The organism is Catellatospora bangladeshensis, assembly GCF_016862575.1.
Taxonomy (GTDB): domain Bacteria; phylum Actinomycetota; class Actinomycetes; order Mycobacteriales; family Micromonosporaceae; genus Catellatospora; species Catellatospora bangladeshensis.
Window position 1 is genome coordinate 1 of record NZ_BONF01000033.1, and the last position, 22,836, is coordinate 22,836.

Genomic DNA, 22,836 nt, shown 5'->3' on the forward strand with positions numbered 1-22,836 from the left:
CTTAACGCTCAATCCCAGTCGTCGCCCGCTTCCAGGCGCTGCCGCAGCAGCTGCTCCAGCGGCATCGACTCGCCGTCGCGGGCGCCCCGGCCCACGATCAGCGGCGGGTCGGCGGGCGGCACCTGCGCACCGGTCAGCCGCGCCCGCAGCGAGGCGGGCACCCCGAGCACGTAGAACGTGCCGTCGGGGGTCACCGCCAGCGTGCGGGCGCGCTGCAGATACCAGCCGCGCAGGCCCGTGCGGTAGCGCCCGCCGCCGTCGTACGCGAACGCGGTCAGCGCGGTGGTGCGCAGGCCGCGCGCGCCCGCCTCGGCGGCGAACCGGCGCACCAGCTCCTTCGCCCGCTCCGTCTCCGCCGCCCGCTGCCGCTGCTCGGCCAGCGCGTGCTGGGCCACCGCGTTGTCGCGCCGCGCCCGCCACTCCGCCTGATCGTCCACGGTGCCGACCCTAGCGCGGCCAGTGCGCGGCGACGTACCCGGCGATCCCGGCCAGCACCACGGCCCCCGCCACGGCCAGCGCCGCCAGCCGGTTGCGGCGGCGCCGCGCGATCCGGCCCCGCACCGCGGCCAGCCGCTCGTTGCCGGCGGGCGCGTCGTCCTCCGCGCGCAGCGGCAGGTTGCGTCGCCACCAGGAGTTGTACGTGTTCAGTAGCACCCTCCGGACGTAGGGCCGACATGCGCCGCGGGCGGGATCAGGTCGCCGGCATCACCGCCACGAACCAGTCGCCGGTCATGTGCTCGGCCTCGACCGAGATCGTCAGCTGATCCGGGTAGGACAGGCTGAGCCCGCGCCGCTGCGCGTCGTCGGAGGCCGGTTCGAAGACCGACTGCCATACCGCCTGCTCGTAGTCCCACCAGGTCTTGACGTCGACCGGCACCCCGTTGATCAGAATCCGCAGCACGCCCGGCGTCTGCGCGGCGGCCATGATCCGGACTCCGCCGCGCTGCCAGTCGTAGCTGGCCGTGTGCGGACCGTCCGCCGTGATCAGGGCGCTGCCGGGCAGCGCCGCGCCCGGCCGCGACAGCGGCGCCAGCGTGGCGGGGCGCTCCGGCAGCGACACCTCGCCGAACGGCACCGCCTCACCGACCAGCACCGCCAGCACCCCGTCGGCCGGGGCCGGACCCGGCGTCGGCGAGCTCGTGGACTGCGAGCCGCCGTAGACGTAGCCCACGTCCAGGGAGTACGTGACCGTCATCGGCTTGCCGATCTCCACCTCGGCGTCGCGCAGCGTGTCCGGGGCCGGTTGCAGCCGGGCGTCGAAGGACAGTCCCCGGGTGTCGCACTCGGCGGTGCCCAGCGACCTCCCGTTGATCCACACGTGGATGATCAGCGGCAGCGCGTAGCCGGAATGCGTACACGCCGGGAAGAACGCCAGGTCCAGCGTGGACGGAGTCATCGTGAACCCGCCCTGCCCGGCGGCGAAGCTCGCCGACTCGCGCTCCACGATCCGGTAACCCTGGTGGAAGTCCGGCACCCCGGAGAACTGGTCCGGGCCCCGGCCGGGGCCGACGGCGTACCCAGCGATGCCCGCCAGCACCACCGCGCAGGCCGCGGCGACGGACGCGAGCTTGGCCCGGCGCTGCTGCGCGACCCGCTCCCGCACCGCCACCAGCCGCTCGTTGCCCGCCGGGGCGTCCTCGCCCGGCAGCGGCAGCGCCTGCAGATCCGGGTCGACCCGCAGCCGGGCCAGACCCTTGGCCGCGTAGCTCTTCACCGAGCCGGGGGAGATGCCCAGCGCCTGCGCGATCTCCGCCTCGGTCAGATCCTCGAAGTAACGCAGCACCAGCACCACCCGCTGCTGCCGGGACAGCCGCCCCAGCGCGCGCCACACCTCGTCGCGTTCGTCGACCGCCGCCTGCGGGGCGGTGATCGCCTGCTCGGGCAGCACGTCGGTGGGGCGCTCGCCGTTCCAGCGCCGCCGCCACCACGAGCGGTACGTGTTGACCAGCACCTGCCGCACGTACGGCTCCGGGTCGCCGTGGATGCGCCGCCACGCCGACCACGACTTCACCAGCGCGGTCTGCAGCAGGTCCTCGGCCAGGGCGTGGTCGCCGGTGAGCAGGTACGCGATCCGCAGCAGGTGCCGCGACCGCGCCATGACGAACTCGTCGAACTCCGCCGTGCCGGCCATGCCTCGCGCGCCCTCCCCATCGGTGCCGTCAGCAACAGCTACTCGTTGGCGTACAGCATCGGTTGTGGCCCGGCGTCAGGTAATCGCGGGACGTCATTGCTTCGGTGGGTAGAAGGCCACGTACCAGTCGCCCGTCATGCGCTCGGCCTCCACCGAGATCGTGACCAGCGAACCCGGGACCGGATCCCAGCGGCCGCCGCTGATGCGGTTCCGCCCGGCCTGCAGGGACGCGGAGATGGGTGCGGCTCCCCAGGGCGGGGTGACGCTGTCGTCGTTGCTTTGAACGGTCCACGGCAGGGTGCCGAAGTCGAGCGTGTGTATCGCCACGCCGTCCACGGAGATCCGCAGCCGTCCGGGCGTCTGCGACCGGGCCTGCAGGATCAGCGACCCGCGCCAGACCACGGTGACGCTGTGCGGACCACCGGCGTCCAGCCTGGTGATCTTCGCGGGATCGACCGACTCCAGCACGCGATTGAGCGGCGCCGACTGAGTCGAGGGATAGACCAGCGGAAACTCCTCGAACGAGATCAGTTCGCCGATCGACACGGCCACGGTGCCCACCGGAAGCGGCCCTTCCGTCCGCAACTCCAGGCTCACCTCGGCCGGCTTGCCGGGGACAAGGCCCAATCGCGCCGGGTCCAGCACGCCGAAGAAGCTCTTCAAGGCGATCGGCTCGTCCACGCACGCGCCCGACCACACCTCCCGGCCGTTGACCCGGGCGTACACCGCGACGTTCAGCGTGCCGGGAAGCCGACAGGTCACGAACAGCGCCTCCGGCCGCTCACCCGGCGTCCAGACCAGTGCCCGGTCCAGGCGCTCGGCGTAGCCGTACTGCGCCGACGGCCCCAGCCGGTAGTAGTCGACGTCGAACGGCATCGTGCTGGTCTGCGCGTACTTCGGGAGCTGGATCCGGAACGCGGGCTCCGGCAGCGCCTTCGCGCGCAGCTGCGGCAGCAGGGCGTACGCGGCGACCAGCGCGATCGCGGCGAGGCAGGCGGCGGCGACGGTGACGGCCGTGCGCAGCCGGCGCCGCCGCGTGATGCGCCCCCGCACCGCGACCAGGCGCTCGTTGCCGGTGGGTGCGTCTTCGCCGTCGGGCAGCGGGAGCGTCCGCAGGTCCGGGTCCAGCCGCAGCTTCGCCAGCCCCTTCGACGCGTGGGTCTTCACCGAGCCGGCGGAGATGTCGAGCGTCCGCGCGATGTCCGCCTCGCTGAGATCCTCGAAGTAGCGCAGCACCAGCACCAGGCGCTGCTGCCGGGGCAGCCGGGACAGTGCCCGCCAGACCCGGTCGCGCTCGTCGACCTCCGCCTGCGGGACGGGTCCGGCCCGGTCGGGCAGCGTCTCGGTGGGCCGTTCGCCGGTCCACCGCCGCCGCCACCAGGAGTTGAACGTGTTGGCGAGCACACGGCGGACGTACGGCTCCGGGTCGCCCTCGATGCGCCGCCAGGCCGACCAGGACTTCACCAGGGTGGTCTGCAGCAGGTCCTCGGCCAGGGCGTGATCGCCGGTGAGCAGGTACGCGACGCGCAGCAGATGCCGCGAGCGCGTCGTGACGAACTCGTCGAACGTGGCCGTCTCGGCCATGGCCATACCTCCTGTGCTCGCTGCTCTCGCAGCAGGTACGCGCTGGGAGGCATCCGGGGTTGAACGCGATCAACCGCGAATCCCCGGATGCGCGAGGATAGCGGTGTGGAGATGTGGAACAACCCCTCGTGCTCGAAGTGCGCCGCGGCGCGGGAGACGTTCGAGCTGGCCGCGGTGCCGGTGACGCTGCGGCCGTACCTGACCGCGCCGCCGAGCGCCGCCGAGCTGGAGGACGTGCTGGGACGGCTGGGCGCGCAGCCGTGGGAGGTCTGCCGGCTGGGCGAGCCGGTCGCCGCCGAGCTGGGCCTGGCCGACTGGCCCCGGGACGAGGCGTCGCGCGAGCGCTGGATCGACGCGATGGCGGCCCACCCCGAGCTGATCCAGCGGCCGATCCTGCTGCTCGACGACGGCACTGCCGTGGTGGGCCGCACCCCGGAGGCCCTGTCCCAGGCGGTGGCCACCGCCACGCGCGTGACGGAACCGCCACTGCCGTGAAAGCGTGCGCTGCCGGAGGTGTGTGCTGCTGGGGGCGGGTGCTGCCGGGCGTGTGCTGCCTGGCGGCTGCCGCCGCGAAGATCGCGGATTCGTGTCACAAAGTGCAGCCGGACCACAGGTTCTGACACGAAGTCGCGATCATCCCCGGCTGAAGGACACCGCTCGACACCGGTCCTCGGCGCATGATCGCGGTCTCGTGTCGGAACCTGCGGCCAGACCTCAGATTTCGACACGAGACCGCGATCATGCCCAGCCAAGTGGCCGTCAGGACAGGAGCGCGTTCACGTCGCCGTAGGCCAGTCCGCCTTCGACCGCGCTGTACGTGCCCTTGGCCTGCAGCTCCTCGGCCGCGCGCCGGACCACCGCGTATGCCGCCTCGGCTACCGACGAACCCAGGCTCACCCGGGCCACCCCGAGCGCCGCCAGCTCCGCCACGGCCGGGGAGCCCGGCCCGACCAGGACGTTCAGCGGCGCATCGATGCCCGCGACCAGCTCGGCGATCACCGCCGGGTCGGCCGTGCCGGGCACGAACACGCCATCGGCTCCCGCGTCGACGTAAGCCCGCGCTCTGGCCAGGGCATCTGCCACGGTGCCGCCGTGGAAGAACGTGTCCACCCGCGCGTTGACGAACAGCCCGTCCCCGGCCGCCGCACGGGCCGCCGCGAACCGCCGCGCCGCCTCCACCACGGTCAGCTGCGGGGCTGCGCCGCTACGGTCGCTGTCTTCCAGGTTGATCCCGGCCGCCCCCGCCGCGACGACCAGCCGCACCGTCTCGGCGACCCCCGCCGCGTCGTCGGCGAACCCGCCCTCGACGTCGGCGGTCACCGGCACCGACACCGCGGCCACGACCCGGGCCACCAGGTCCACGGCGCGATCCCGGTCGAGCACGTTGCCGTCCTTCGCGCCCAGGCTCCAGGCCACGCCCGCGCTGGTGGTCGCAATGGCCGGGGCGCCGGCCTGCTCGACGACGCGGGCGCTCGCCACATCCCACGCGTTCGCCAGGCGCAGCGGGTCGCCGGGACGGTGCAGCGCACGGAACACGTCGTACTTGTCAGAAGTCATGGGCACAGTCGATCACGAAGCACCGACACTCGACCGGCGGCGATCGGACGTGACCGTCAGCCCGTCGGGAACCGGTATGGTGCGTCGATGCGACAGACGTCGACGACCCGGACCTTCGCGGGCGCGCTGAGCACGGTCCAGCTGGTGCTGGTGCTGGCGTACGCCTACGGGGCGGTCGCCTACCTCACCACGGACGCGCGGTACTTCCCCGAGCAGTCGCCGCCCGGCTGGTCCTGGCCCGCGGTGCTGGCGACGGCGCTCGGCCTGCCCTTGGCGGTGCTCTGCCTTGCGCTGGCCGCGGGGGCGTGGCGTTCGGCCGAGGTCCGGTCCGCGCCCCGGCTGCGCGTCGCGCTGGCCGCCACCAGCGTGGCCACACTGGTGGCGCTGCTGGTGATGGCCACTCCGCCCGGCTGGGAGCTGTTCGACTGGTACGTCAGCTGACGGGCTGCTGCTCCGGCTCCGAGCGGCGCACCGTGCGCTGCTCGGCCCACTGCGACGTCTCAGCCGCGACCAAACTCTCCACGTTCTCGACGAGGATCGTCTCGGCGCGGTCGGCGTCGTAGGGAGCCGCGCCCGCGCTCCACACGACCGCCTCGCGCTGCATGGCCACCAGCGTGGCGCTGGCCCGGATCCAGCTCTCGCCCGGCCGGACCAGCTGCCGCAGCCCGGCCAGCACGGCGACCAGAGCACCGAGCACGGCGGTGACGGCGGTCGGAGCGCCGAGCGCGGCCGCGGCGGGGATGCTCGCGGCGACCACCACGGTCACGCCCTCCAGCGTGTAGTTCATGATCCGCTGGCGGCGCACCTGCCGCGAGTACCACCCGAGCCGCTCCTGCACGCTGAGCGGCAGCGGGACGCCGCCGGGGGAGGTGAGCCGCTGCCACCACACGGGCTGTTCCGCCATGCCGTCCGCCTCCCGGTCGCCGAAGTCCCGATGATGGTGGCACGGTCCTTCCCGGACGGACAGCCCTCGGTTCGGTCGTAGTCCCGACGGTTTCGCGTCACGGTCCGGGCACTCTCGGTACGCGAAATTGTCGGACCCCGCGTTTAGCGTCCGTCTCATGAGGCCGGACACGAACGACCCGCGAACGGTGGAGCGTACGTTCACGGAGATCATGCGAATCAACGACGTGCTCCAGGCGAGCCCGCTGAGCGTGCTCGCGGCGCGGTTCCGCGGGCTGTCCCGGCAGCTCGCGGCAGGCGAGATCACGCGGGAGCAGCTGGAGGCGCGGATGGCCGAGAGCCGCCGGACGCTGGGCTTCCCGGTCGACGGCGAGCGGGAGGCTTGCTGATGGACGACGCTGCGATGCGCCGCGAGTTCGAGGCCATCCTCGCCGCGAGCGGGCTGGCGGTTCCCGCCGCGCACAGCCTGCTCAGCTTCCGGATCCGCTACTGGGCGCGGCTGGTGCGGGCCGGGCGCATGACGCGCGCCGAGTTCGACCAGCGCGTCGCCGCCGCCCGCCGCGAGCTGCGCGCCGCTGGCGACTGACGGCACCCGCGGAGAGGCGTCCGACTGAACGCCTCTCCGCATACCCCCTAGGCCTTCTCCTCAAGGTCGAGGCAGACGCTGTTGATGCAGTAGCGCGCGTCCTTCGGGGTGAAGCCCTCGCCGTCGAACCGGTGCCCGAGGTGCGAGTCGCAGTTGGCGCAGCGCACCTCCACGCGCACCATGCCCAGCGACCTGTCCTCGATGTACTTGATGGTCCCCGGCAGCGCCTCGTCGAAGCTCGGCCAGCCGCAGTGGCTGTCGAACTTCGTGACGCTGTCGAACAGCGCCGTCCCACACGCACGGCACTTGTACGTGCCAGGGGTCTTGGTGTTGACGTACTTGCCGGACCACGGTGCCTCAGTGCCCGCCTGGCGCAGCACCCGGAACTCCTCCGGGTTGAGGCGCACGCGCCACTCCTGCTCGCTCAGCTGGCTGACGTTCTGCTCCATGCCTCGACCGTACGCGGTAGCGTCGGGCCATGCCCAAGGCGCAAGCGCTCGAATACGAGGTCGGTAACCGTACCGTAAGACTCAGCAGCCCGGACAAGGTCTTCTTCCCGGAACGCGGCTACACGAAGCAGGACCTCTTCGAGTACTACCTGGCCGTGTCCGAGCCCATGCTGCGCTACATGCGGGACCGGCCGACGATGCTGCAGCGCTTCCCGGACGGCCTCGACGGGGAGATGTTCTTCCAGAAGCGGGTGCCCCAGCGCGGCGTGCCCGACTGGATCACCACCGCGGAGATCAAGTTCCCGAGCGGGCGCAAGGCCGACGAGCTGTGCCCGCAGGAGCCGGCGGCGCTGCTCTGGGCGGCGCAGATGAGCACGGTCGTGTTCCACCCGTGGCCGGTGCGCGCCCCCGCCACGGAGAACCCCGACGAGCTGCGCATCGACCTCGACCCGCAGCCCGGGACCGGCTTCGCGGACGCGGTGAAGGTGGCCGCGCTCGCCCGCGAGGTGCTCGCCGACGCCGGGCTGGTCGGCTACCCGAAGACCTCCGGCGGCCGGGGCATCCACATCTACGTGCGGATCAAGCCCGACTGGCCCTTCGTCGAGGCCCGCCGCGCGGCCATCGCGTTCGCCCGCGAGCTGGAGCGGCGCGACCCGGTGGCGATCACGACGGCGTGGTGGAAGGAGGAGCGCGGCGAGCAGGTCTTCATCGACTACAACCAGATGGCCCGCGACCGCACCATCGCCGCGCCGTACTCGCTGCGCGCCAACCCGCGCGCCACGGTCAGCACCCCGGTCACCTGGGAAGAGCTGGCGCAGGTCGAGCCGGACGACTTCGACCTGCGCACCGTGCCGCCGCGGCTGGCCGAGGTCGGGGACCTCTACGCCGGTATGGACGACGTCGCGCACGACATCTCCACGCTGCTGGAGTGGTGGGAGCGGGACGAGCGCGACCACAAGCTCGGCGAGATGCCGTACCCGCCGGATTATCCGAAGATGCCCGGCGAGCCGATGCGGGTGCAGCCCAGCCGCGCCCGCACCGACCACGCCGAGTGACGCCTACTGGGGCGGGCACACCGTCCCGGCGGGCGGCACCTCCAGGTTGATCAGGAAGTTGTTGACGTACCGGTTGATGCAGCGCGTCTCCGGGTAGGCGGTGTGCCCCTCGCCGTCCCAGGTGAGCACCACGCCGACGCCGAGCATGTCGGCCAGCTTCTGGGTCTGCTCGTACGGCGTGGCCGGGTCGCCCTTGGTGCCCACCACCAGGATCGGCGGCGCGCCCTCGGCCTTGCCCGTCGGGTACGGCTCGGGCTCGGTGGGCCACACCGAGCAGGTGAGCATGCCCACCGCCAGCGGCGCGCCGAACAGCGGGTACTTCTGCCGCCACTCGGACTGCAGCTTGCGGATCTCCGCGATCGTGGCCGGGTCGCCGTCGTCGGCGCAGTTCACCGCCGCGTTGGCGTCGAACAGGTTGGTGTACTCCCCGTTGGGGCCGCGGTCGGCGTACGAGTCGGCCAGCGCGAAGATCGCCTCCGCTTTGCCGTCCTGCAGGTCGGCCAGGGCCTGCCCCAGGTCCGGCCAGCGGGCCTGGGTGTAGAGCGAGGAGACCACGCCCCAGAAGATCCAGCCCGGGGTGGCCTTGCGGCCGTCGGGGTTGCCGACCGGGTTGGTCTCGGCGTCCTGCATCAGCTTCTCCACGACGGCGCGGGCGTTGCCGTCGATCGGGCACTGGCTCCTGTTCTGGGTGCACCAGGCGGTGAAGTTGTCGAACGCTCGCTCGAAGCCCATCGCCTGCTTCTCCGACGACTCGATCGAGGTCTGCGTCGGGTCGACCGCGCCGTCGAGCACCATGGCCCGGATGTTCTGCGGGTACAGCTGCGCGTACACCGCGCCGAGCAGGGTGCCGTACGAGTAGCCGAGGTAGTTCATCTTGCCCTCGCCCAGCGACTCGCGGATCGCCTCCATGTCCCGGGCGGCCTGCTTGGTGCCGAACAGCCCCAGGCGCTCGCCGTACTTGGCCTTGCAGCCGTCGACCATGCGCCGGGTGAGCGCGTCGACCTCCTGGAACTCCGGCCAGGTGACCGGGTCGGGGTCGGACGCGAAGGTGGCGTCCAGATCGGCGTCGGTGTAGCAGTCGACCGGGGTGGACCGGCCCACGCCGCGCGGGTCGAAGCCGACGATGTCGAAGCGCCGGGTGATCTCGACGGGCAGGCCGCGGGTGAGGTATGCCGCCAGGTCGATGCCGGACGCGCCGGGCCCGCCCGGGTTGACCATGAGCGCGCCGATGCGGTCGCGCTGGTCGGTGGCGCGGGCGCGCATCACCTCGATGTCGATGGTCTGGCCGTTGTCGGGCTTGTTCCAGTCCGCCGGGACCTTCACCGTCTTGCACTCGAAGGTGAAGTCGGACGGCGCCTTGCCCAGCAGCGCGGCCGGGATCTCCGGGCAGAGCCGCCAGCCGGCTTCGGGGCTCGCCGCCGGGCGCGGGCTGCCGCCGAAGTTCGGCAGCGGCAGCACGCATCCGGTCGTGGTCATGGTTGCGGCCACCAGCGCGACGACGGCGCGGGCCACCCTGTTGTACCTGAGACGCACGAGCGTGTTCACTCCCCCCGGAGACGGATCCGCCCGAGCCTACGGGGTACCCAGTACCTCGTCGACGTTGAGGCTGATAGGACGGTCGAGTTGGTCGTAGGTGCAGGACCGGGGGTCGCGGTCCGGCCGCCAGCGCTTGAACTGGGCGGTGTGGCGGAAGCGGTCGCCCTCCATGGCGTCGTAGGCGACCTCGACCACCAGCTCGGGGCGTAGCGGTTCGAAGGCAAGGTCCTTACCCCCTGTCCAGCGGCTGGGCGCACCGGGAACGCGCTGACCGTCCGAAGCCGACGCCCACGGGTGCCCGGTGGGGTTGCGGTACGGCTCCAGCTCGGTGAGCAGCTCGGCCCGCCGCGCGGCGGTGAACGACGCGCTGACCCCCACGTGGTGCAGCATGCCCTGGTCGTCGTAGAGGCCGAGCAGCAGCGAGCCGACCACCGGCCCGGACGTGTGGTACCGGAAGCCGGCCACCACCGCGTCCGCCGTGCGCGAATGCTTGATCTTGTGCATGAGCCGCTTGTTGGGGGCGTACGGGATGTCGGCGGGCTTGGCGATCAGCCCGTCCAGCCCCGCGCCCTCGAACGCGGTGAACCACTCGCGTGCCGTGTCCGGGTCGGTGGTCACCGGGGTCAGGTGCACCGGCGGCTCCACGTGCGCGAGCGCCTGGGTGAGCAGGGCGCGGCGCTGGGCGTAGGGCTGGTCCATCAGCGAGCGGTCGTCCAGCGCCAGCAGGTCGAACGCGATGATGTCGGCGGGGATCTCGGCGGACAGCTTGCTCACCCGGCTCGCGGCCGGGTGGATGCGCTGGCTGAGCAGGTCGAAGTCGAGGCGGGGGATGCTGCCCTCGTCGCGCCGGATGATGACCAGCTCGCAGTCGATCACGGAGCGCGGGGGCAGCTGCTTGAGGGCCTGGTTGACGACCTCGGGGAAGTAGCGGGTCAGCGTCTTGCCGCCGCGGCTGGCCAGCTCCACCTCGTCGCCGTCGCGGAAGATGATGCAGCGGTATCCGTCCCACTTGGGCTCGTACGTCATACCCGGCTCGGTGGGCAGCTTCGACACCGGCTTGGCCAGCATCGGCTCCACTGGGGGGTTAACCGGCAGATCCATGCCACCAGTCAACCAGCAAACCCCCCATCCCGCGCCGAACCTCCCCGTTGATCATGAACATATGTCACGGTTCGGCGGCGTGTCGTGGCCACGACCTCCTGATCGACAGGCCGGCGGCTGTCACGCCGGGCTGCCGAGGCTCGCCTGCTCCTGCTCGAAGCGGAACTCGCGGATGAAGCAGTCCCGGGGCTGACCGACCGCGAACAGCACGCAGTCCGCCACCGAGCGGGCCGTGAGCATCGCCTGCGCGGTACGCGGCCCGTCCTGCACGAAGTCCGGCGGGAACAGCGAGATCACCCGGATGCCCTCGGGGCGCAGCCGGTGCGACAGGATCCCGGCGAGCCCGGCCTGCGCGTGCTTGGCGGCGTAGAAGGCGGGATGGGCGGTCGAGCGGTGGTGTCCCGGCTCGCCGCAGCCGGAGATCAGGTTGACGATGTCCGGTCGCGCCGACGCGCGCAGCAGCGGCAGCAGGTGCTTGACCAGCAGGGTGGTCCCCGTCGCCGCCCCGCCGATCAGGTCGGCGACCGTCTCGTCCGAGGCGTCGGCCAGGTCCGGGCCGTTCGCGTACGCCGCCGCGTTGTTGACCAGCACATCCAGGTGCCCGGTGCGCGCGGCGACGGCGGCGGCGAAATCGCGTACCGCGCCCGGATCGGCCAGGTCGCAGGCGAACGGCTCGGCCGTACCGCGCCCGTCCTCGTTGATCAGATCGGCGGTGGCACGTGCCGCCGCGATGTCCCGCGCCGACAGGTAGACCCGCGCACCCCTGGCGGCGAACTCGGCCGCGAGCAGCCGCCCGGTGTCCCGCCCCGCCCCCGTGACCACCACTCGCAGTCCCTCGAACTCCATGCCGCCGATCCCAGCACCTCAACCGCGCTGGAGGTCAACCCGCCCCAGGCGGCCTGTCGATCAGGAGGCTGTGCCCACGACACGCCGTCGACCCGTGCCATAAGTTCATGATCAACCCAGAAGGGCCCGGGGGCTGCAACAAACCTGCACATGGCATGCCTTGTGGGAGGGGAAAGCGCTTTCCTATGCTGCGTGGACGAGTTGAGTTACATCGATGTTTCGATGTCGCGGCGAGAGGAAGGCGCATGAAGGTACGTACCAGGATCGCCACCGCCGCGGTGGCGGCCATGACGGCGGCGGTGGTGCTCTACGCGGGCACGGCCAGCGCGGCCACGATGTTCAGTGACGACTTCAACGACGGCAACTCCACCGGGTGGACCACGTCCGGCGGGACCTGGACGGTGAGCGCGGACGGCACGCCGGTGCTGCGGCAGTCCGGGACGAGCTCCGACGCGCGGGCCCGCGCGGGCGCCACCTCCTGGTCGAACTACACGGTGTCCGTGCGCGTGAAGCTGACCGCGGTCAACGGGACCAACCGGTTCGCGGCGGTGCTGGCCCGTGCCCAGTCCAACACCAGCTACTACTACCTGGCGCTGCGCACCAACAACACGGTCGAGCTGAAGAAGCTGGTCGGCGGGTCGTCGACGACGCTCGCCAGCGCGGCGGTCACGGTGACCACGGGCACCTGGTACACGCTCAGCCTCAAGGTCAGTGGCAGCGGCCTGGAGGGCAGGGTCAACGGCGGCAGCACGGTGACCGCGACCGACAGCCAGTTCGCCACCGGGCAGGTCGGCGTGGCGACCTACAACGCCGCCGCCAACTTCGACGACGTGCTGGTCGTCGACGCGGCGGGGCCGTCGCCCAGCCCGAGTGCGAGCGGAAGCCCGAGCCCGAGCAGCCCGCCGAGCCCGAGCGCGAGTCCCAGCCCGAGCGGGCCGCCGCCGAACCCGCCGGGGCCGGGGCAGCCGGACGGGTTCGCCACGGTCGCCGGGTACGGCCAGGCCACCACCACGGGCGGCGCGGGCGGCCCCACGGTCACCGTGGACACCACCGAGGAGTTCCTCGACTACATCGCGCGCACCGGGCCGTACACGATCCAGGTGTCGGGCACGATCACGCTGCCCACCGGCACCACCGACGGCATGCACAGCGTGGCCTCGGACAAGACGATCGTGGGCCTCGGCTCCACCGCGCGCCTGGTGGGCGGGGGCCTCAACATCGGCCTGCCGATCAGCGACGCGGTCACCTCGCCGCCGGCGAACGCCGTACACAACATCATCATCCGGAACCTGTCGATCAGCGGCGCGAGCGACGACCTGATCAACGTGCAGATGTTCTCGCACCACATCTGGATCGACCACAACGACCTGTCCGACGGCGGCGACGGCGCGCTCGACATCAAACGCGGCTCCGACCTGCTCACGGTGTCCTGGAACAGGTTCCACGACCACGACAAGACGACCCTGGTCGGCCACGACGACGCCAACGGCGCGCAGGACACCGGCCGGCTGCGGGTGACCTACCACCACAACTTCTTCGACCGCTCCGACCAGCGCAACCCGCGGGTGCGCTTCTCGCCGCTGGTGCACGTCTACAACAACTACTACTTCGACAACAGCTACGGCATCGCGTCGACCAACGAGTCCGGCCTGTTCGTGGAGGGCAACTACTTCTACAGCGTGAACAACCCGGGCCGGGTCGAGTTCAGCGGGCCGCTGGGCCGCATGGTCGAGCGCAACAACATCCTCGTCGAGTGCAACCACCCCATCGAGGTGCGCGGCACCGTCACCGACCCGGCGACCTACTACGCCTACACCGTGGACCCGCCGGCCTCCGTCCCGGCCATCGTGCCCGCCGGTGCGGGCGTCGGAAAGATCTGAGGGGGTACGCCATGAGAACCGCACGCAGAGCATGGGCCGCCGCGGCGGTGCTGGCCGCGACGGTCGCGGTGAGCGCGTTCGCGGTCGGCCGGGCCGACGCCGCGACGCTGTTCAGTGACGACTTCGCCGACGGGAACGCGTCCGGCTGGTCCACCTCGGGCGGCAGCTGGTCGGTGTCGGCGCAGGCCTACCGCCAGACCGGCACCGGTGCCGACGCGAAGGCGCAGGCGGGCAGCACGAGCTGGACGGACTACACGGTCCAGGCCCGGGTGCAGCCGGTCGCCTTCGGCAACAGCACCCGCGCGGCCGGGATCGCCGCCCGCGCGCAGAGCATGACCAGCTTCTACGCGTTCGTGCTGACCGGCGGCGGCACGGCGCAGCTGCGCCGGATCTCCGGCGGGGGAGTGACGGTGCTGGCCAGCGCGCCGGTGCCGGTGAGCACGGGCACCTGGTACACGCTCGCGCTGACCGTGGCCGGGTCGCAGCTGTCCGGTTCGGTCGACGGGGTCGCGCTGGTCAGCGCCGGTGACGGGAACCTCGCCGCGGGGCGGGCCGGGCTCGTCGCCGCGTACACCAGCGCGATCTTCGACGACGTGCGGGTGGACAGCGGCCCGGGGACGCCGCCGAGTCCGAGCCCGTCACCGTCGGCGAGCGCGTCGCCGTCCCCGCGGCCCAGCCCGAGCGTGTCGCCGAGCCCGAGCGCCTCCCCGAGCGCCTCGCCGTCGCGGCCGCCGAGCCCGTCGCCGAGCACCAGCCCAGGCCCGGTGCCGCCGAACCAGGCCGACGGCTTCGCGAGCGTGAACGCGCTCGGCCAGAACGGCACCTACGGCGGGGTGGGCGGACCGACCGTGGTCGTCGACACCACGGAGGAGCTGCTCGCGGCCATCGACACCATCGGCCCGATGATCATCCAGGTGCAGGGCACGATCACCATCGACAGCAAGCGCGGGGTCCGCCCGAACAAGACGATCATCGGGCTGGGCTCGACCGCGACCATCAACGGCGGCGGGTTCGACTTCTACCGCTCGTACAACGTCATCGTGCGGAACCTGACCTTCACCAACGCCGAGGACGACGCGGTCAACGTGGGCCAGAACTCGCACCACGTCTGGATCGACCACAACCGCTTCGTGGCCCCCGTGGACGGCTCCATCGACATCGTGCGCGGCGCCGAGTACGTCACCGTGTCCTGGAACCACTTCGACCACACCGACAAGTCGATGCTGATCGGCCACTCCGACGGCAGCGGCAGCGAGGACATCGGCCACCTGAAGGTGACCATCCATCACAACTTCTTCGACCACAGCCGCCAGCGCCACCCGCGCGTGCGCTGGGGCGACCCCGTGCACGTCTACAACAACTACTTCCTCGGCAACGAGCTCTACGGCGTCGCCTCCACCCAGAACGGCGGCGTGCTGCTGGAGGGCAACTACTTCGAGAACGTGCCGTACCCGTGCTTCTCGGCGAGCGGCTACGCCGACAGCGGCCCCGGCCGCCTCGTCCAGCGCAACAACGTCTTCGTCGCCTCCGGCCCGTGCGAAACCGCCGGCACGGTCGCCGACCCCGGCACCTCCTACGCCTACACCGTGGCCGCCCCGGGCACCGTGCCCGCGACGGTCACCTCCGGCGCCGGCCCAGGCCGGCTCTAGCGGTGGCGGTGGGGCGGCGGCCTCTCGGACCGCCACCCCACCGGCCGGAGCCCCTTGCCCGGGTTGATCATGAACTTATGGCACGGGTCGGCGGCGTGTCGTCGCCCTAACCTCATGATCGACCAGCGTGGTTCGGGGTGAGCGGCGTAGGTTCGAGCAGGTGGTAACGTTGGTGTCGGTGAACGTGGGGATGCCGCGGGACGTGGTGTGGCACGGGCGGACCGTGTACACCGGGGTGTGGAAGGAGCCGGTCGAGGGGCCGGTGATGCTGCGGCGGCTGAATCTGGACGGGGATGGGCAGGGGGACCTGGGCGGGCACGGCGGCGAGCAGCGGGCGGTGCTGGTGTACCAGCTCGACTCGTACCGCCACTGGCAGCGGGAGCTGGGCCGCGACGACCTCACCCACGGGAACTTCGGCGAGAACTTCACCGTGGACGGGCTGCCCGACGACGAGGTGTGCATCGGTGACCGTTACCGGGTCGGCGAGGCCGTGGTGGAGGTGACCCAGCCGCGTGTCACGTGCTACCGCGTCGGGCTGCGGATGGGCGAGCCGCGGCTGCCCGCGCTGCTGGTCGCGCATCATCGGCCGGGGTTCTACCTGCGCGTGCTGACGGAAGGGCTGGTCCAGGCGGGGGACGAGTTCGTCAAGCTGTCCACGGGGCCCGAGGCGATGACCGTCGCGGAGATCGACGCGCTGCTGTACCTGCCCGGCCACCCCCGCGACGGGGCCGCGCGGGCGCTGCGCATCCCCGCGCTGAGCCCCGGCTGGCAGGAGTCCATGCGGGCGCTGCTGGCCCAGGAGGAAGGGCGGGAGGGCAACGCGGGCCTGGTCACCGCGGCCGCGCCGCCCGCGTGGACCGGGTTCCGCCCACTGACCGTGATCGGGTACGAGGAGGACACGCGGGACGTGTTCTCGCTGCTCCTGGCCGCCGCCGACGGCGCGCCGCTGCCCGCCGCGCTGCCGGGGCAGTTCCTCACCCTGCGCCTGCCCACCCCGGACGGGACGCTGGTCCGCAGCTACTCCTTGTCGGGGCAGCCGGGCGATCCGGCATACCGGATCAGTGTGAAGCAGGAGCCGCACGGCGCGGCCGGGGCCTACCTGCGCGCGAACATGCGCCCCGGCGTGACGGTCGAGGCCGCCGCGCCGCGCGGCACGTTCACGCTCGAAACCGGCGACAGCCCCGTGCTGCTGCTGTCGGCGGGCATCGGCGTCACGCCGGTGCTCGCCATGCTGCACGCGCTCGCGGCGGTCCGGTCTGAGCGCGCGGTGTGGTGGGTGCACGGCGCGCGGGACGGGGCCGAGCACGCCTTCGCGGCGGAGGCCCGGGAGCTGCTCGGACGGCTCCCGCACGGGCGGGCCTGGATCTGCTACAGCCGTCCCGGGCCGGACGACGTCGCCGGGCGGGACTTCGCCGGCGCCGGGCGGATCACCGCGGACGTGCTGCGCGGCCTGCGGCTGCCGCCGGACACGGCCGCCTACCTGTGCGGGCCGGCGGAGTTCATGACCCAGATCGCCGCCGCGCTCGGGGACCTCGGGATCACCGCGGTGCACAGCGAGCTGTTCGGCGCGCAGCCGGGGCTGACGCCCGGCATCGCGGCAGCTCCCGCGCGGGCGCCGCATCCGCCGGCGGGTGATCCCGGACCCGGTCCGGCCGTGTCGTTTGTACGCAGCGGGCTGACCGTGCCCTGGGATCCCGCCTACGGCAGCCTGCTGGAGCTGGCCGAGGCGTGCGACGTGCCGGTGCGCTGGTCGTGCCGCACCGGCGTGTGCCACACCTGCGAGAGCGGCCTGCTCTCCGGCGAGGTGGACTACCTCCCCGACCCGGTCGACGCCCCCGCCGACGGCAGCGTCCTCATCTGCTGCGCCCGGCCGCGCACCGAGCTGACACTCGACGTCTGACCGGTGCACCCAAATGTTGATCAAGGTGCTGGGGCCGCGACACGCCGTCGACCCGTGCCATAAGTTCATGATCAACCAGGTCGGAGGTGGGTGGGGTCAGAAGGTGTGGAAGGTGCGGATGGGCATGCGGGGGCCGTATTTGGGGGCGCCTAGGCCGGAGAGTTCGATGAGGTGGCAGACGCGGCCGCGGTGGCCGGTGAAGGGGGACAGGAGTTCGAGCATGCGGGCGTCGGTGCCGCGGGGTTCGCCGGCGAGGGCGTAGCAGACGAAGTTGGGCAGGTGGAAGTCGCCGACGGAGACGGCGTCGGGGTCGCCGAACACGATCGCGGCCGTCTCGGCGGCGGTCCACGGGCCGATGCCGCGGATGGTGAGCAGGTGGGCGGTGAGGCTGGCGCTGTCGGGGCGGCGTTCCAGGCGCGCGGCCTGGGCGGCGACCCGGCGCAGCGTGTCGGCGCGCTTCTGCTCCAACCCCAGCGGGTGGAACTCGTAGTAGGGGGTGGCGGCGATGACCTCGGGATCGGGTGGCAGCCACAGGTACTCGGCGGGGCCCGGTGCCTTGCCGCCGAACTTCCGGACGATCGCGGAGTACGCCCGGTAGGCCTCGGTGCCGGTGACCTTCTGCTCGCAGACGGCGCGCAGCAGGCGGGGGAAGGCCAGGCGGGTGGCGGGCAGGCGCAGGCCGGCGTGGTCCCGCGCGAGCCGGGCGACGAACGGGTGCGCCTGGGACAGCTCGGCGAAGCCGGTGACGTCGTCGCGCAGGCCCGCGATCGCGTCGGCGTGCCGGGCCAACCAGCCGGCGCCCTCGCCGTACGCCTCGACGTGCAGGTGACCGCCCGCGGATCGCAGGGCGAGGCTGCCCGGTCCATCCGGGGTCCGGGCAGCCAGCCAGTACACGCCGTCGATCCAGCGCGAGCAGGGGTCGTGCCGGCCGAGGCTGAGCTGCCCGAGCGTGGTGGCGATGTCGTATCGCTCGGGCAGCTCGTGTCGCTCGGTCACGCCATCGAATCTGCCACGCTCAGACGGCCAGCCACAGTGCGGGGGTGGTGGCCGGCTCCCAGCCGGGCAGCGAGGTGTGCGCCTGTCGGCAGGTGTAGACCTTGCCGCCGTACGTCACGCGGGCGCCGGTGGCGTAGCTGACGTTCGGCGCCCAGGCCGGGGTGCTGCCGGTCGGGCTGGCGCTGGGCGACGCGCTCGGCGACGTGCTGGGGGAGGTGCTGGGCGACGGCGACGCGCTCGGCGAGGTGCTGGGCGACGGCGACGCGCTGGGCGACGCGCTCGGGGAGGCCGAGACGGACGGCGATGGGACGGTGCCGCCGATGACCACGTCGGCGCAGGAGTAGAACGCCTCCGGGCTGTCCGAGCGCTGCCAGATCATGTAGATCAGGTGGCGGCCCGGGTGCCCGGCCGGGATGCTGCCGGTCAGGCTGTAGTAGCCGTCGACGACGGCGGGGTCGGTGACGTTCAGGAACGGGCTGGCCTCCAGGTCGCTCCAGCGCAGCGGCGTGAGCGGGTTGTAGCCGGGCCGGGTGATGTAGAGCTGCCAGTTGCCCCGGTGCGGCGCGGTGGCGCGGATCCGGAAGGTGTACGAGCCGGACGCGGGCAGCGTGGTCGTGTTCCAGTCGCTGCGGCCCAGGTCGAGGCCGGCGTACTTGCTGCGGTTGGCGCTGCACAGCTTGCCGTCGGGGATGATGCTGCGGTGCTGCCCGGCGGCGTTGGCGATGTTCACCTCGTTCCAGTCGTAGAGCGGCTGGGTGCCGCCGAGCGCGACGACGGCCTGGCAGGCGGGGGTGTCGGGGGACTCGGGGCCCTCCAGGTAGCAGGAGTAGACCCGGCTGGCCGGGGTGGTCATGGTCCCGTGGCTCGACGCGCTGCCCGACAGGGCGAGCACGGCGAGGGTGGGCACGATGGCCAGCAGGGTCGTGGCGACGGCAGCGCGGGAAGCGACGCGCATGCGATTCACCTCTCTAGGGAAGCACTCCAATAAGGAAACTTAACTAAGAGATGAACGTACGCCCCGCCCTCACGGTGATCAATGCTCCGAGACCCGACCGCGACCTACCGTTCAGGTATTTCAGCCAAAGTTAAGGAACGTCGCGCGGCAGGGCCGGCAGTTTCCCGGAAAGTGCAGGTTCACCGAGCCGGGAGCGTGCAGTTTCCCCGAAACTGCAGCGCGGGCGGACGGGGTCGTCAGGCGGCGGTGCGGTGGGCGGCGAGGGCGAGGGCGCGGTGGAGGAGTTTGCCGTCGCCGAGGAGGTGGCGGAGCTTCTTCTCCAGGCCGGCGATGGGGACGAGGTTCTGCGGGGCGCGGGGGTCCTTGTAGGGCAGTGACGCGAAACGGGGGATGGTCGCCGTGGACAGGTCGGCCAGGGCGACGGCCTGGTGCTCGGGCACCTCGGCCGAGCACTCGACGCGCACCACGCCCGCCCAGGGTGAGGTGCCGCCGTGCGGGAGGCGCAGATACCAGGTCAGGCGCTCGTAGACGCCGGTGATCCGGAACAGCGGGGTGCGCTGGCCCGCCTGGAGCGCGGCGACCACGCCGATCAGGCGCTCAGGCAGGTACTGCTTCTGCTGGGTCTTGATGTAGCCGAGGGTGCGCGGCAGCGCGTCGCGGCTGCGCAGCGGGCCGTCCACGATGAGCAGGTCGCCGTCCTCGCGCAACTGCCGGGACACCTCGATCTCCAGCTCGGTGAGCGCCCCCTGCAGGCGGTTGGAGAGGTCCTTCTCGTCGGCGTTGAGCACGGTCTCGGCGCGGTAGCGGGCGGCCTGGCCGGCGTCCACGTCGGTGGGCTGCTCGGCGGCGGTGAACAGGGTGCGCTCCACCTTGACCCCGGTGACGCTGGCCCCGGTGGAGCGCTCGCAGCGCACCACCCCGGCCGCGTACGAGCTGGCCAGGCCGGGGCGGGTGGCCCCGTCGTGGTCCTCGATCCACAGCCGCGCGTCGGTGCGGCGTACGCCGTCGACGAGCAGCACCACGTCCGGGGCGCGTACGCCCGGCGGGGTGTCCAGGGGTCGCCAGGACGCCGAGGGCAGCTCGATCTCGGGGTCGAGCTTGGCGCTGCTGGCCTCGGCAGGTCCGCGATCGGAGCCCTCGATGCTGGCCCCGAAGCCCGGATCCCAGGCGTCCACATGGAACTTCATGAGATCTGTCTACCAGCCCTCGTCTATCCCAGCCGCTCCACGCGGGCGGTGCGGGCGTCCTTGGTGATCTCGAAGCGCACCGGGATGCGCTCGGCCAGCGCCTGGACGTGGGTGACCACGCCGACCATCCGATCGCCGGTGGCCGCGAGATTCTCCAGCGTGGCGGCGACGGTGTCCAGGGTGGACGCGTCCAATGTGCCGAACCCCTCGTCCAGCATGATGGACTCCAGGCTCGCCGTCGGGGACAGGCCGCCGAGCTGGTCGGCCAGCGCGAGCGCCAGCGCCAGCGAGGCCTGGAACGTCTCGCCGCCCGACAGCGTCCGCACGGTGCGCCGCAGCCCGGCGTCGTGGTGGTCCACCACGAAGAACTCGCGATCCTCGTGGATCAGGTCGTACTGCCCGTTGGACAGCTCGCGCAGGATCGCCGACGCGCCGTCGACCAGCGCGTCCAGCGCCTCCTGCAGCAGCCACGCCTCGAAGTTGTTGGCCCGCAGGTGAGTGGCCAGCGCCGTGGCCACCTGCTTGTCGGCCTCGACCGCGGCCCGCTGCGCGCGCAGCGCCTCGGCCTGCGCCCGCCGCTCCAGCAGCGCGTCGCGCGCGGCGGCGGCCCGCTCCACGGTCACCGCGGCGGCGCGCTGGTGCTCCCCGGCGCCGGGGCGGCGCAGCTCGGCGGCGGCGAACAGCTCGTCGAGCCGGTGCACCAGCTCCGCCGCGTGCTCGCGGGCCTGCGCCAGCCGGGCCCGCTCGCCGTCGCGGGCGGCCTGCGCGGCACCGGCCTGCTCGCGCGCCCAGCCGTCGAGGACGCGCCAGGCGGCGGCCAGGTCATCACGGTCGGCGGGGGGCGGGGTCAGCGCGGCGACGCTGTCGCGGGCCGTGTCGAACGCCCGCCAGCCCGCGGCCAGCCGGTCCTGCGCCTGCTGCGCGCCCGCGGCCGCGCGCCGCTGCTGCTCCCGGGCGGTACGCAGCGCGGCGGTGGCCTCGGTCAGCTCCCGGCGCAGCGCCTCGGCCCCGGCCAGCTGCTCCCGGAGCACGGGCACCGGCGCGGCGCCCTCCAGCACGCGGGCCACCTCGGCGGCGCGCGCGGTCATCGGCTCGTGCTGCGCCGTGGCACGGGTGAGCCTGCGGTCGGCCTCGGCGACGCGCCGGTCCAGCTCCTCCCGGCCGGAGCGGGCCGTGGCCAGCGCCTTCTCGGCCTGCTCGACGACCTTCTTGGCGGCGGTCATCGCGGGCTGGTCGGGCATGGCCGGCACGGTCGCCACCGGCTGGGTGCAGACCGGGCAGTCGTGGCCCGCCTTCAGATCCCGCCGCAGCCAGGCGGCCCGGTCGGCGGTCTGCGCGGCGAGCAGCGCCTGCTGCGCCTCGGTCAGGCCGGTCTCGGCCTGCTTCTCCCGGGCCAGCGCCTGCTGCTGCGAGCCGAGCGCGGCCTCGTGCACCTGCCGGGCCTGCGCCGCGGCGGCGGTCAGCTCGGCGAGCTGGGCCTGCAGGCGGGCGGATTCCGCATACGCCTCCAGCAGGCCGCGCAGCACCGTCGGGTCGGGGGCCGCCTCCAGCTGGGCGCGCACCTTCTCCTCGGACTCCTCGGCGGTGCCCACGGCGATCGCGGCGTCCTGCGCGGCGGCGGCGGCCGACCGGGCCGTCTCGGCCAGCATCGCCACCCCGGCCGGGGCCGCGACGGCGGTCAGCACGCGCAGCCGCTGCTCGGCGGCGGCCGCGTCGGCGGCGACCTGCTCGGCCTGCCGCTGCGCCGCGTCCAGCCCCGGCAGCGCCGCGTCCACCTCGGCGGCCAGCACCCGGACCCGCTCGACGCGCTGCTCGGCGGCCTCGATCGCCTCGTCGGAGGCGGACGCGGTCAGCTCGGCCAGCACCGGCTCGGTCGCGGCCAGCCTGCCGTTGGCCTCGGTGACCAGCCCGGCGGCGCGCTCGCGGATCTTCTCGTACACGTCCAGGCCCAGCAGCCGGACCAGGATCTCCTGCCGCTCGGCCGGGCGCGCGTGCAGGAACGCGGCGAACGCGCCCTGCGGCAGCACCACGCACTTCACGAACTGGTCGTAGGGCAGGCCCACCACTTCGGACACGGCGTGGTCCAGCTCGCTGGGCGTGCCGGCCAGCGCCTCGCCCAGCTCCTCCAGCAGCTCGTCACCGTCCAGCACGGACGCGTCGAAGCCCGGGGTGAGCGCCTGGAGCCCGGCGGCCCGGGTCGCCACGCGGCCCTTGCCGTCCCGGCGGACCACGCGCGTCGCGGCGTACCGCGTGCCCCCGGCCTCGAAGATCAGCCGGACCGCGGCCTCGGTGGCCGACGGGGCGAGCGCGTGCGCGACGCTCTTGCCGCCGCCCCAGCGCGGCGCGGTGCCGTACAGCGCGAAGCAGATCGCGTCCAGCAGCGTCGACTTGCCCGAGCCGGTCGGCCCGACCAGGGCGAAGAAGTCGCAGTCGGTCAGATCGACCGTGGTCGGCTCCCGGAACACCGTGAAGCCGCGCAGGTCCAGTCGCAGCGGTCTCATCGCAGGTCCTCTCCTCGGCA

The 22,836-nt window shown here is 72.7% G+C and carries 22 protein-coding genes; 8 read left to right on the top strand and 14 right to left on the bottom strand.

Annotation, left to right across the window (positions count from 1 at the left end; translation table 11 throughout):
- Positions 1-8: 8 nt before the first annotated feature.
- The 4 genes from Cba03nite_RS26625 to Cba03nite_RS40020 form a co-directional block, all read right to left on the bottom strand.
- Positions 9-437 carry a hypothetical protein gene (locus tag Cba03nite_RS26625; protein ID WP_203751622.1) on the bottom strand — a complete coding sequence of 143 codons (429 nt, stop codon included), beginning with the start codon at positions 435-437 and terminating at the stop codon, positions 9-11.
- Between the two features lie 10 nt (positions 438-447).
- Entirely contained in the window at positions 448-654 is a 207-nt protein-coding gene (locus Cba03nite_RS26630) for a hypothetical protein (protein WP_203751625.1), read from the bottom strand.
- A 37-nt stretch (positions 655-691) separates the two neighbouring features.
- On the bottom strand, positions 692-2,131 hold the full coding sequence (locus Cba03nite_RS40015; protein WP_239126021.1) for a SigE family RNA polymerase sigma factor: 1,440 nt from the start codon (positions 2,129-2,131) through the stop codon (positions 692-694).
- 93 nt (positions 2,132-2,224) lie between these two features.
- The gene (locus Cba03nite_RS40020; RefSeq protein WP_239126022.1) at positions 2,225-3,715 is read right to left on the bottom strand and encodes a SigE family RNA polymerase sigma factor; all 1,491 of its coding nucleotides are present in this window, start codon (positions 3,713-3,715) and stop codon (positions 2,225-2,227) included.
- A gap of 87 nt (positions 3,716-3,802) precedes the next feature.
- Between Cba03nite_RS40020 and Cba03nite_RS26645 the strand changes: the two genes are divergently transcribed.
- Positions 3,803-4,210, top strand: coding sequence for an ArsC/Spx/MgsR family protein (locus tag Cba03nite_RS26645; RefSeq protein ID WP_239126023.1), 408 nt, complete (start codon positions 3,803-3,805; stop codon positions 4,208-4,210).
- A 264-nt stretch (positions 4,211-4,474) separates the two neighbouring features.
- On the opposite strand, the gene Cba03nite_RS26650 is transcribed toward Cba03nite_RS26645, so the two are convergent.
- A complete protein-coding gene (locus Cba03nite_RS26650) occupies positions 4,475-5,272 on the bottom strand; it encodes an isocitrate lyase/PEP mutase family protein (protein WP_203751627.1) in 798 nt (265 codons plus the stop codon).
- A gap of 87 nt (positions 5,273-5,359) precedes the next feature.
- Between Cba03nite_RS26650 and Cba03nite_RS26655 the strand changes: the two genes are divergently transcribed.
- Positions 5,360-5,713, top strand: a complete 354-nt coding sequence (locus Cba03nite_RS26655) for a hypothetical protein (protein WP_203751630.1) — start codon at positions 5,360-5,362, stop codon at positions 5,711-5,713.
- On the opposite strand, the gene Cba03nite_RS26660 is transcribed toward Cba03nite_RS26655, so the two are convergent.
- The gene (locus Cba03nite_RS26660) at positions 5,706-6,176 is read right to left on the bottom strand and encodes a DUF4231 domain-containing protein (protein ID WP_203751633.1); all 471 of its coding nucleotides are present in this window, start codon (positions 6,174-6,176) and stop codon (positions 5,706-5,708) included. The genes Cba03nite_RS26655 and Cba03nite_RS26660 overlap by 8 nt on opposite strands.
- Positions 6,177-6,333: 157 nt before the next feature.
- On the opposite strand from Cba03nite_RS26660, the gene Cba03nite_RS26665 reads away from it, so the two are divergent.
- Both Cba03nite_RS26665 and Cba03nite_RS26670 read left to right on the top strand, forming a co-directional pair.
- Positions 6,334-6,564 (top strand): hypothetical protein, encoded by a 231-nt coding sequence (locus tag Cba03nite_RS26665; RefSeq protein ID WP_203751636.1) that lies wholly within the window; start codon positions 6,334-6,336, stop codon positions 6,562-6,564.
- The gene (locus Cba03nite_RS26670) at positions 6,564-6,761 is read left to right on the top strand and encodes a hypothetical protein (RefSeq protein WP_203751639.1); all 198 of its coding nucleotides are present in this window, start codon (positions 6,564-6,566) and stop codon (positions 6,759-6,761) included. Before Cba03nite_RS26665 ends, Cba03nite_RS26670 begins: the two co-directional genes overlap by 1 nt.
- A 47-nt stretch (positions 6,762-6,808) precedes the next feature.
- Here the strand turns inward: Cba03nite_RS26670 and msrB are convergent, their stop codons facing one another.
- Complete coding sequence (msrB, locus tag Cba03nite_RS26675; RefSeq protein WP_203751642.1) at positions 6,809-7,210, bottom strand: peptide-methionine (R)-S-oxide reductase MsrB; 402 nt, start codon at positions 7,208-7,210, stop codon at positions 6,809-6,811.
- 29 nt (positions 7,211-7,239) lie between these two features.
- Between msrB and ligD the strand changes: the two genes are divergently transcribed.
- Complete coding sequence (ligD, locus tag Cba03nite_RS26680) at positions 7,240-8,265, top strand: non-homologous end-joining DNA ligase (protein ID WP_203751645.1); 1,026 nt, start codon at positions 7,240-7,242, stop codon at positions 8,263-8,265.
- A 3-nt stretch (positions 8,266-8,268) separates the two neighbouring features.
- On the opposite strand, the gene Cba03nite_RS26685 is transcribed toward ligD, so the two are convergent.
- The 3 genes from Cba03nite_RS26685 to Cba03nite_RS26695 form a co-directional block, all read right to left on the bottom strand.
- Positions 8,269-9,741: an alpha/beta hydrolase gene (locus Cba03nite_RS26685; protein WP_203751958.1), complete on the bottom strand. Its 1,473-nt coding sequence runs from the start codon at positions 9,739-9,741 to the stop codon at positions 8,269-8,271.
- Positions 9,742-9,837: 96 nt separating this feature from the next.
- Positions 9,838-10,902 carry an ATP-dependent DNA ligase gene (locus Cba03nite_RS26690; protein WP_203751648.1) on the bottom strand — a complete coding sequence of 355 codons (1,065 nt, stop codon included), beginning with the start codon at positions 10,900-10,902 and terminating at the stop codon, positions 9,838-9,840.
- 120 nt (positions 10,903-11,022) lie between these two features.
- The gene (locus tag Cba03nite_RS26695) at positions 11,023-11,748 is read right to left on the bottom strand and encodes an SDR family oxidoreductase (RefSeq protein WP_203751651.1); all 726 of its coding nucleotides are present in this window, start codon (positions 11,746-11,748) and stop codon (positions 11,023-11,025) included.
- Between the two features lie 245 nt (positions 11,749-11,993).
- Here Cba03nite_RS26695 and Cba03nite_RS26700 point away from each other — a divergent pair, with 245 nt between their 5' ends.
- From Cba03nite_RS26700 to Cba03nite_RS26710, 3 genes are all read left to right on the top strand, one after another.
- Positions 11,994-13,628: a pectate lyase family protein gene (locus Cba03nite_RS26700; protein ID WP_203751654.1), complete on the top strand. Its 1,635-nt coding sequence runs from the start codon at positions 11,994-11,996 to the stop codon at positions 13,626-13,628.
- An 11-nt stretch (positions 13,629-13,639) separates the two neighbouring features.
- Positions 13,640-15,277, top strand: a complete 1,638-nt coding sequence (locus Cba03nite_RS26705; RefSeq protein WP_203751657.1) for a pectate lyase family protein — start codon at positions 13,640-13,642, stop codon at positions 15,275-15,277.
- A 178-nt stretch (positions 15,278-15,455) separates the two neighbouring features.
- Positions 15,456-17,177 carry an MOSC and FAD-binding oxidoreductase domain-containing protein gene (locus Cba03nite_RS26710; protein WP_239126024.1) on the top strand — a complete coding sequence of 574 codons (1,722 nt, stop codon included), beginning with the start codon at positions 15,456-15,458 and terminating at the stop codon, positions 17,175-17,177.
- 96 nt (positions 17,178-17,273) lie between these two features.
- Here Cba03nite_RS26710 and Cba03nite_RS26715 read toward each other — a convergent pair whose 3' ends face one another.
- From Cba03nite_RS26715 to Cba03nite_RS26730, 4 genes are all read right to left on the bottom strand, one after another.
- Entirely contained in the window at positions 17,274-18,173 is a 900-nt protein-coding gene (locus Cba03nite_RS26715) for a DNA-3-methyladenine glycosylase family protein (RefSeq protein ID WP_203751687.1), read from the bottom strand.
- A gap of 19 nt (positions 18,174-18,192) precedes the next feature.
- On the bottom strand, positions 18,193-19,128 hold the full coding sequence (locus Cba03nite_RS26720) for a lytic polysaccharide monooxygenase (RefSeq protein ID WP_239126025.1): 936 nt from the start codon (positions 19,126-19,128) through the stop codon (positions 18,193-18,195).
- Between the two features lie 236 nt (positions 19,129-19,364).
- Entirely contained in the window at positions 19,365-20,315 is a 951-nt protein-coding gene (locus Cba03nite_RS26725) for a hypothetical protein (RefSeq protein ID WP_203751691.1), read from the bottom strand.
- A 23-nt stretch (positions 20,316-20,338) separates the two neighbouring features.
- Positions 20,339-22,816 carry an AAA family ATPase gene (locus Cba03nite_RS26730; RefSeq protein ID WP_203751694.1) on the bottom strand — a complete coding sequence of 826 codons (2,478 nt, stop codon included), beginning with the start codon at positions 22,814-22,816 and terminating at the stop codon, positions 20,339-20,341.
- Positions 22,817-22,836: the final 20 nt, after the last annotated feature.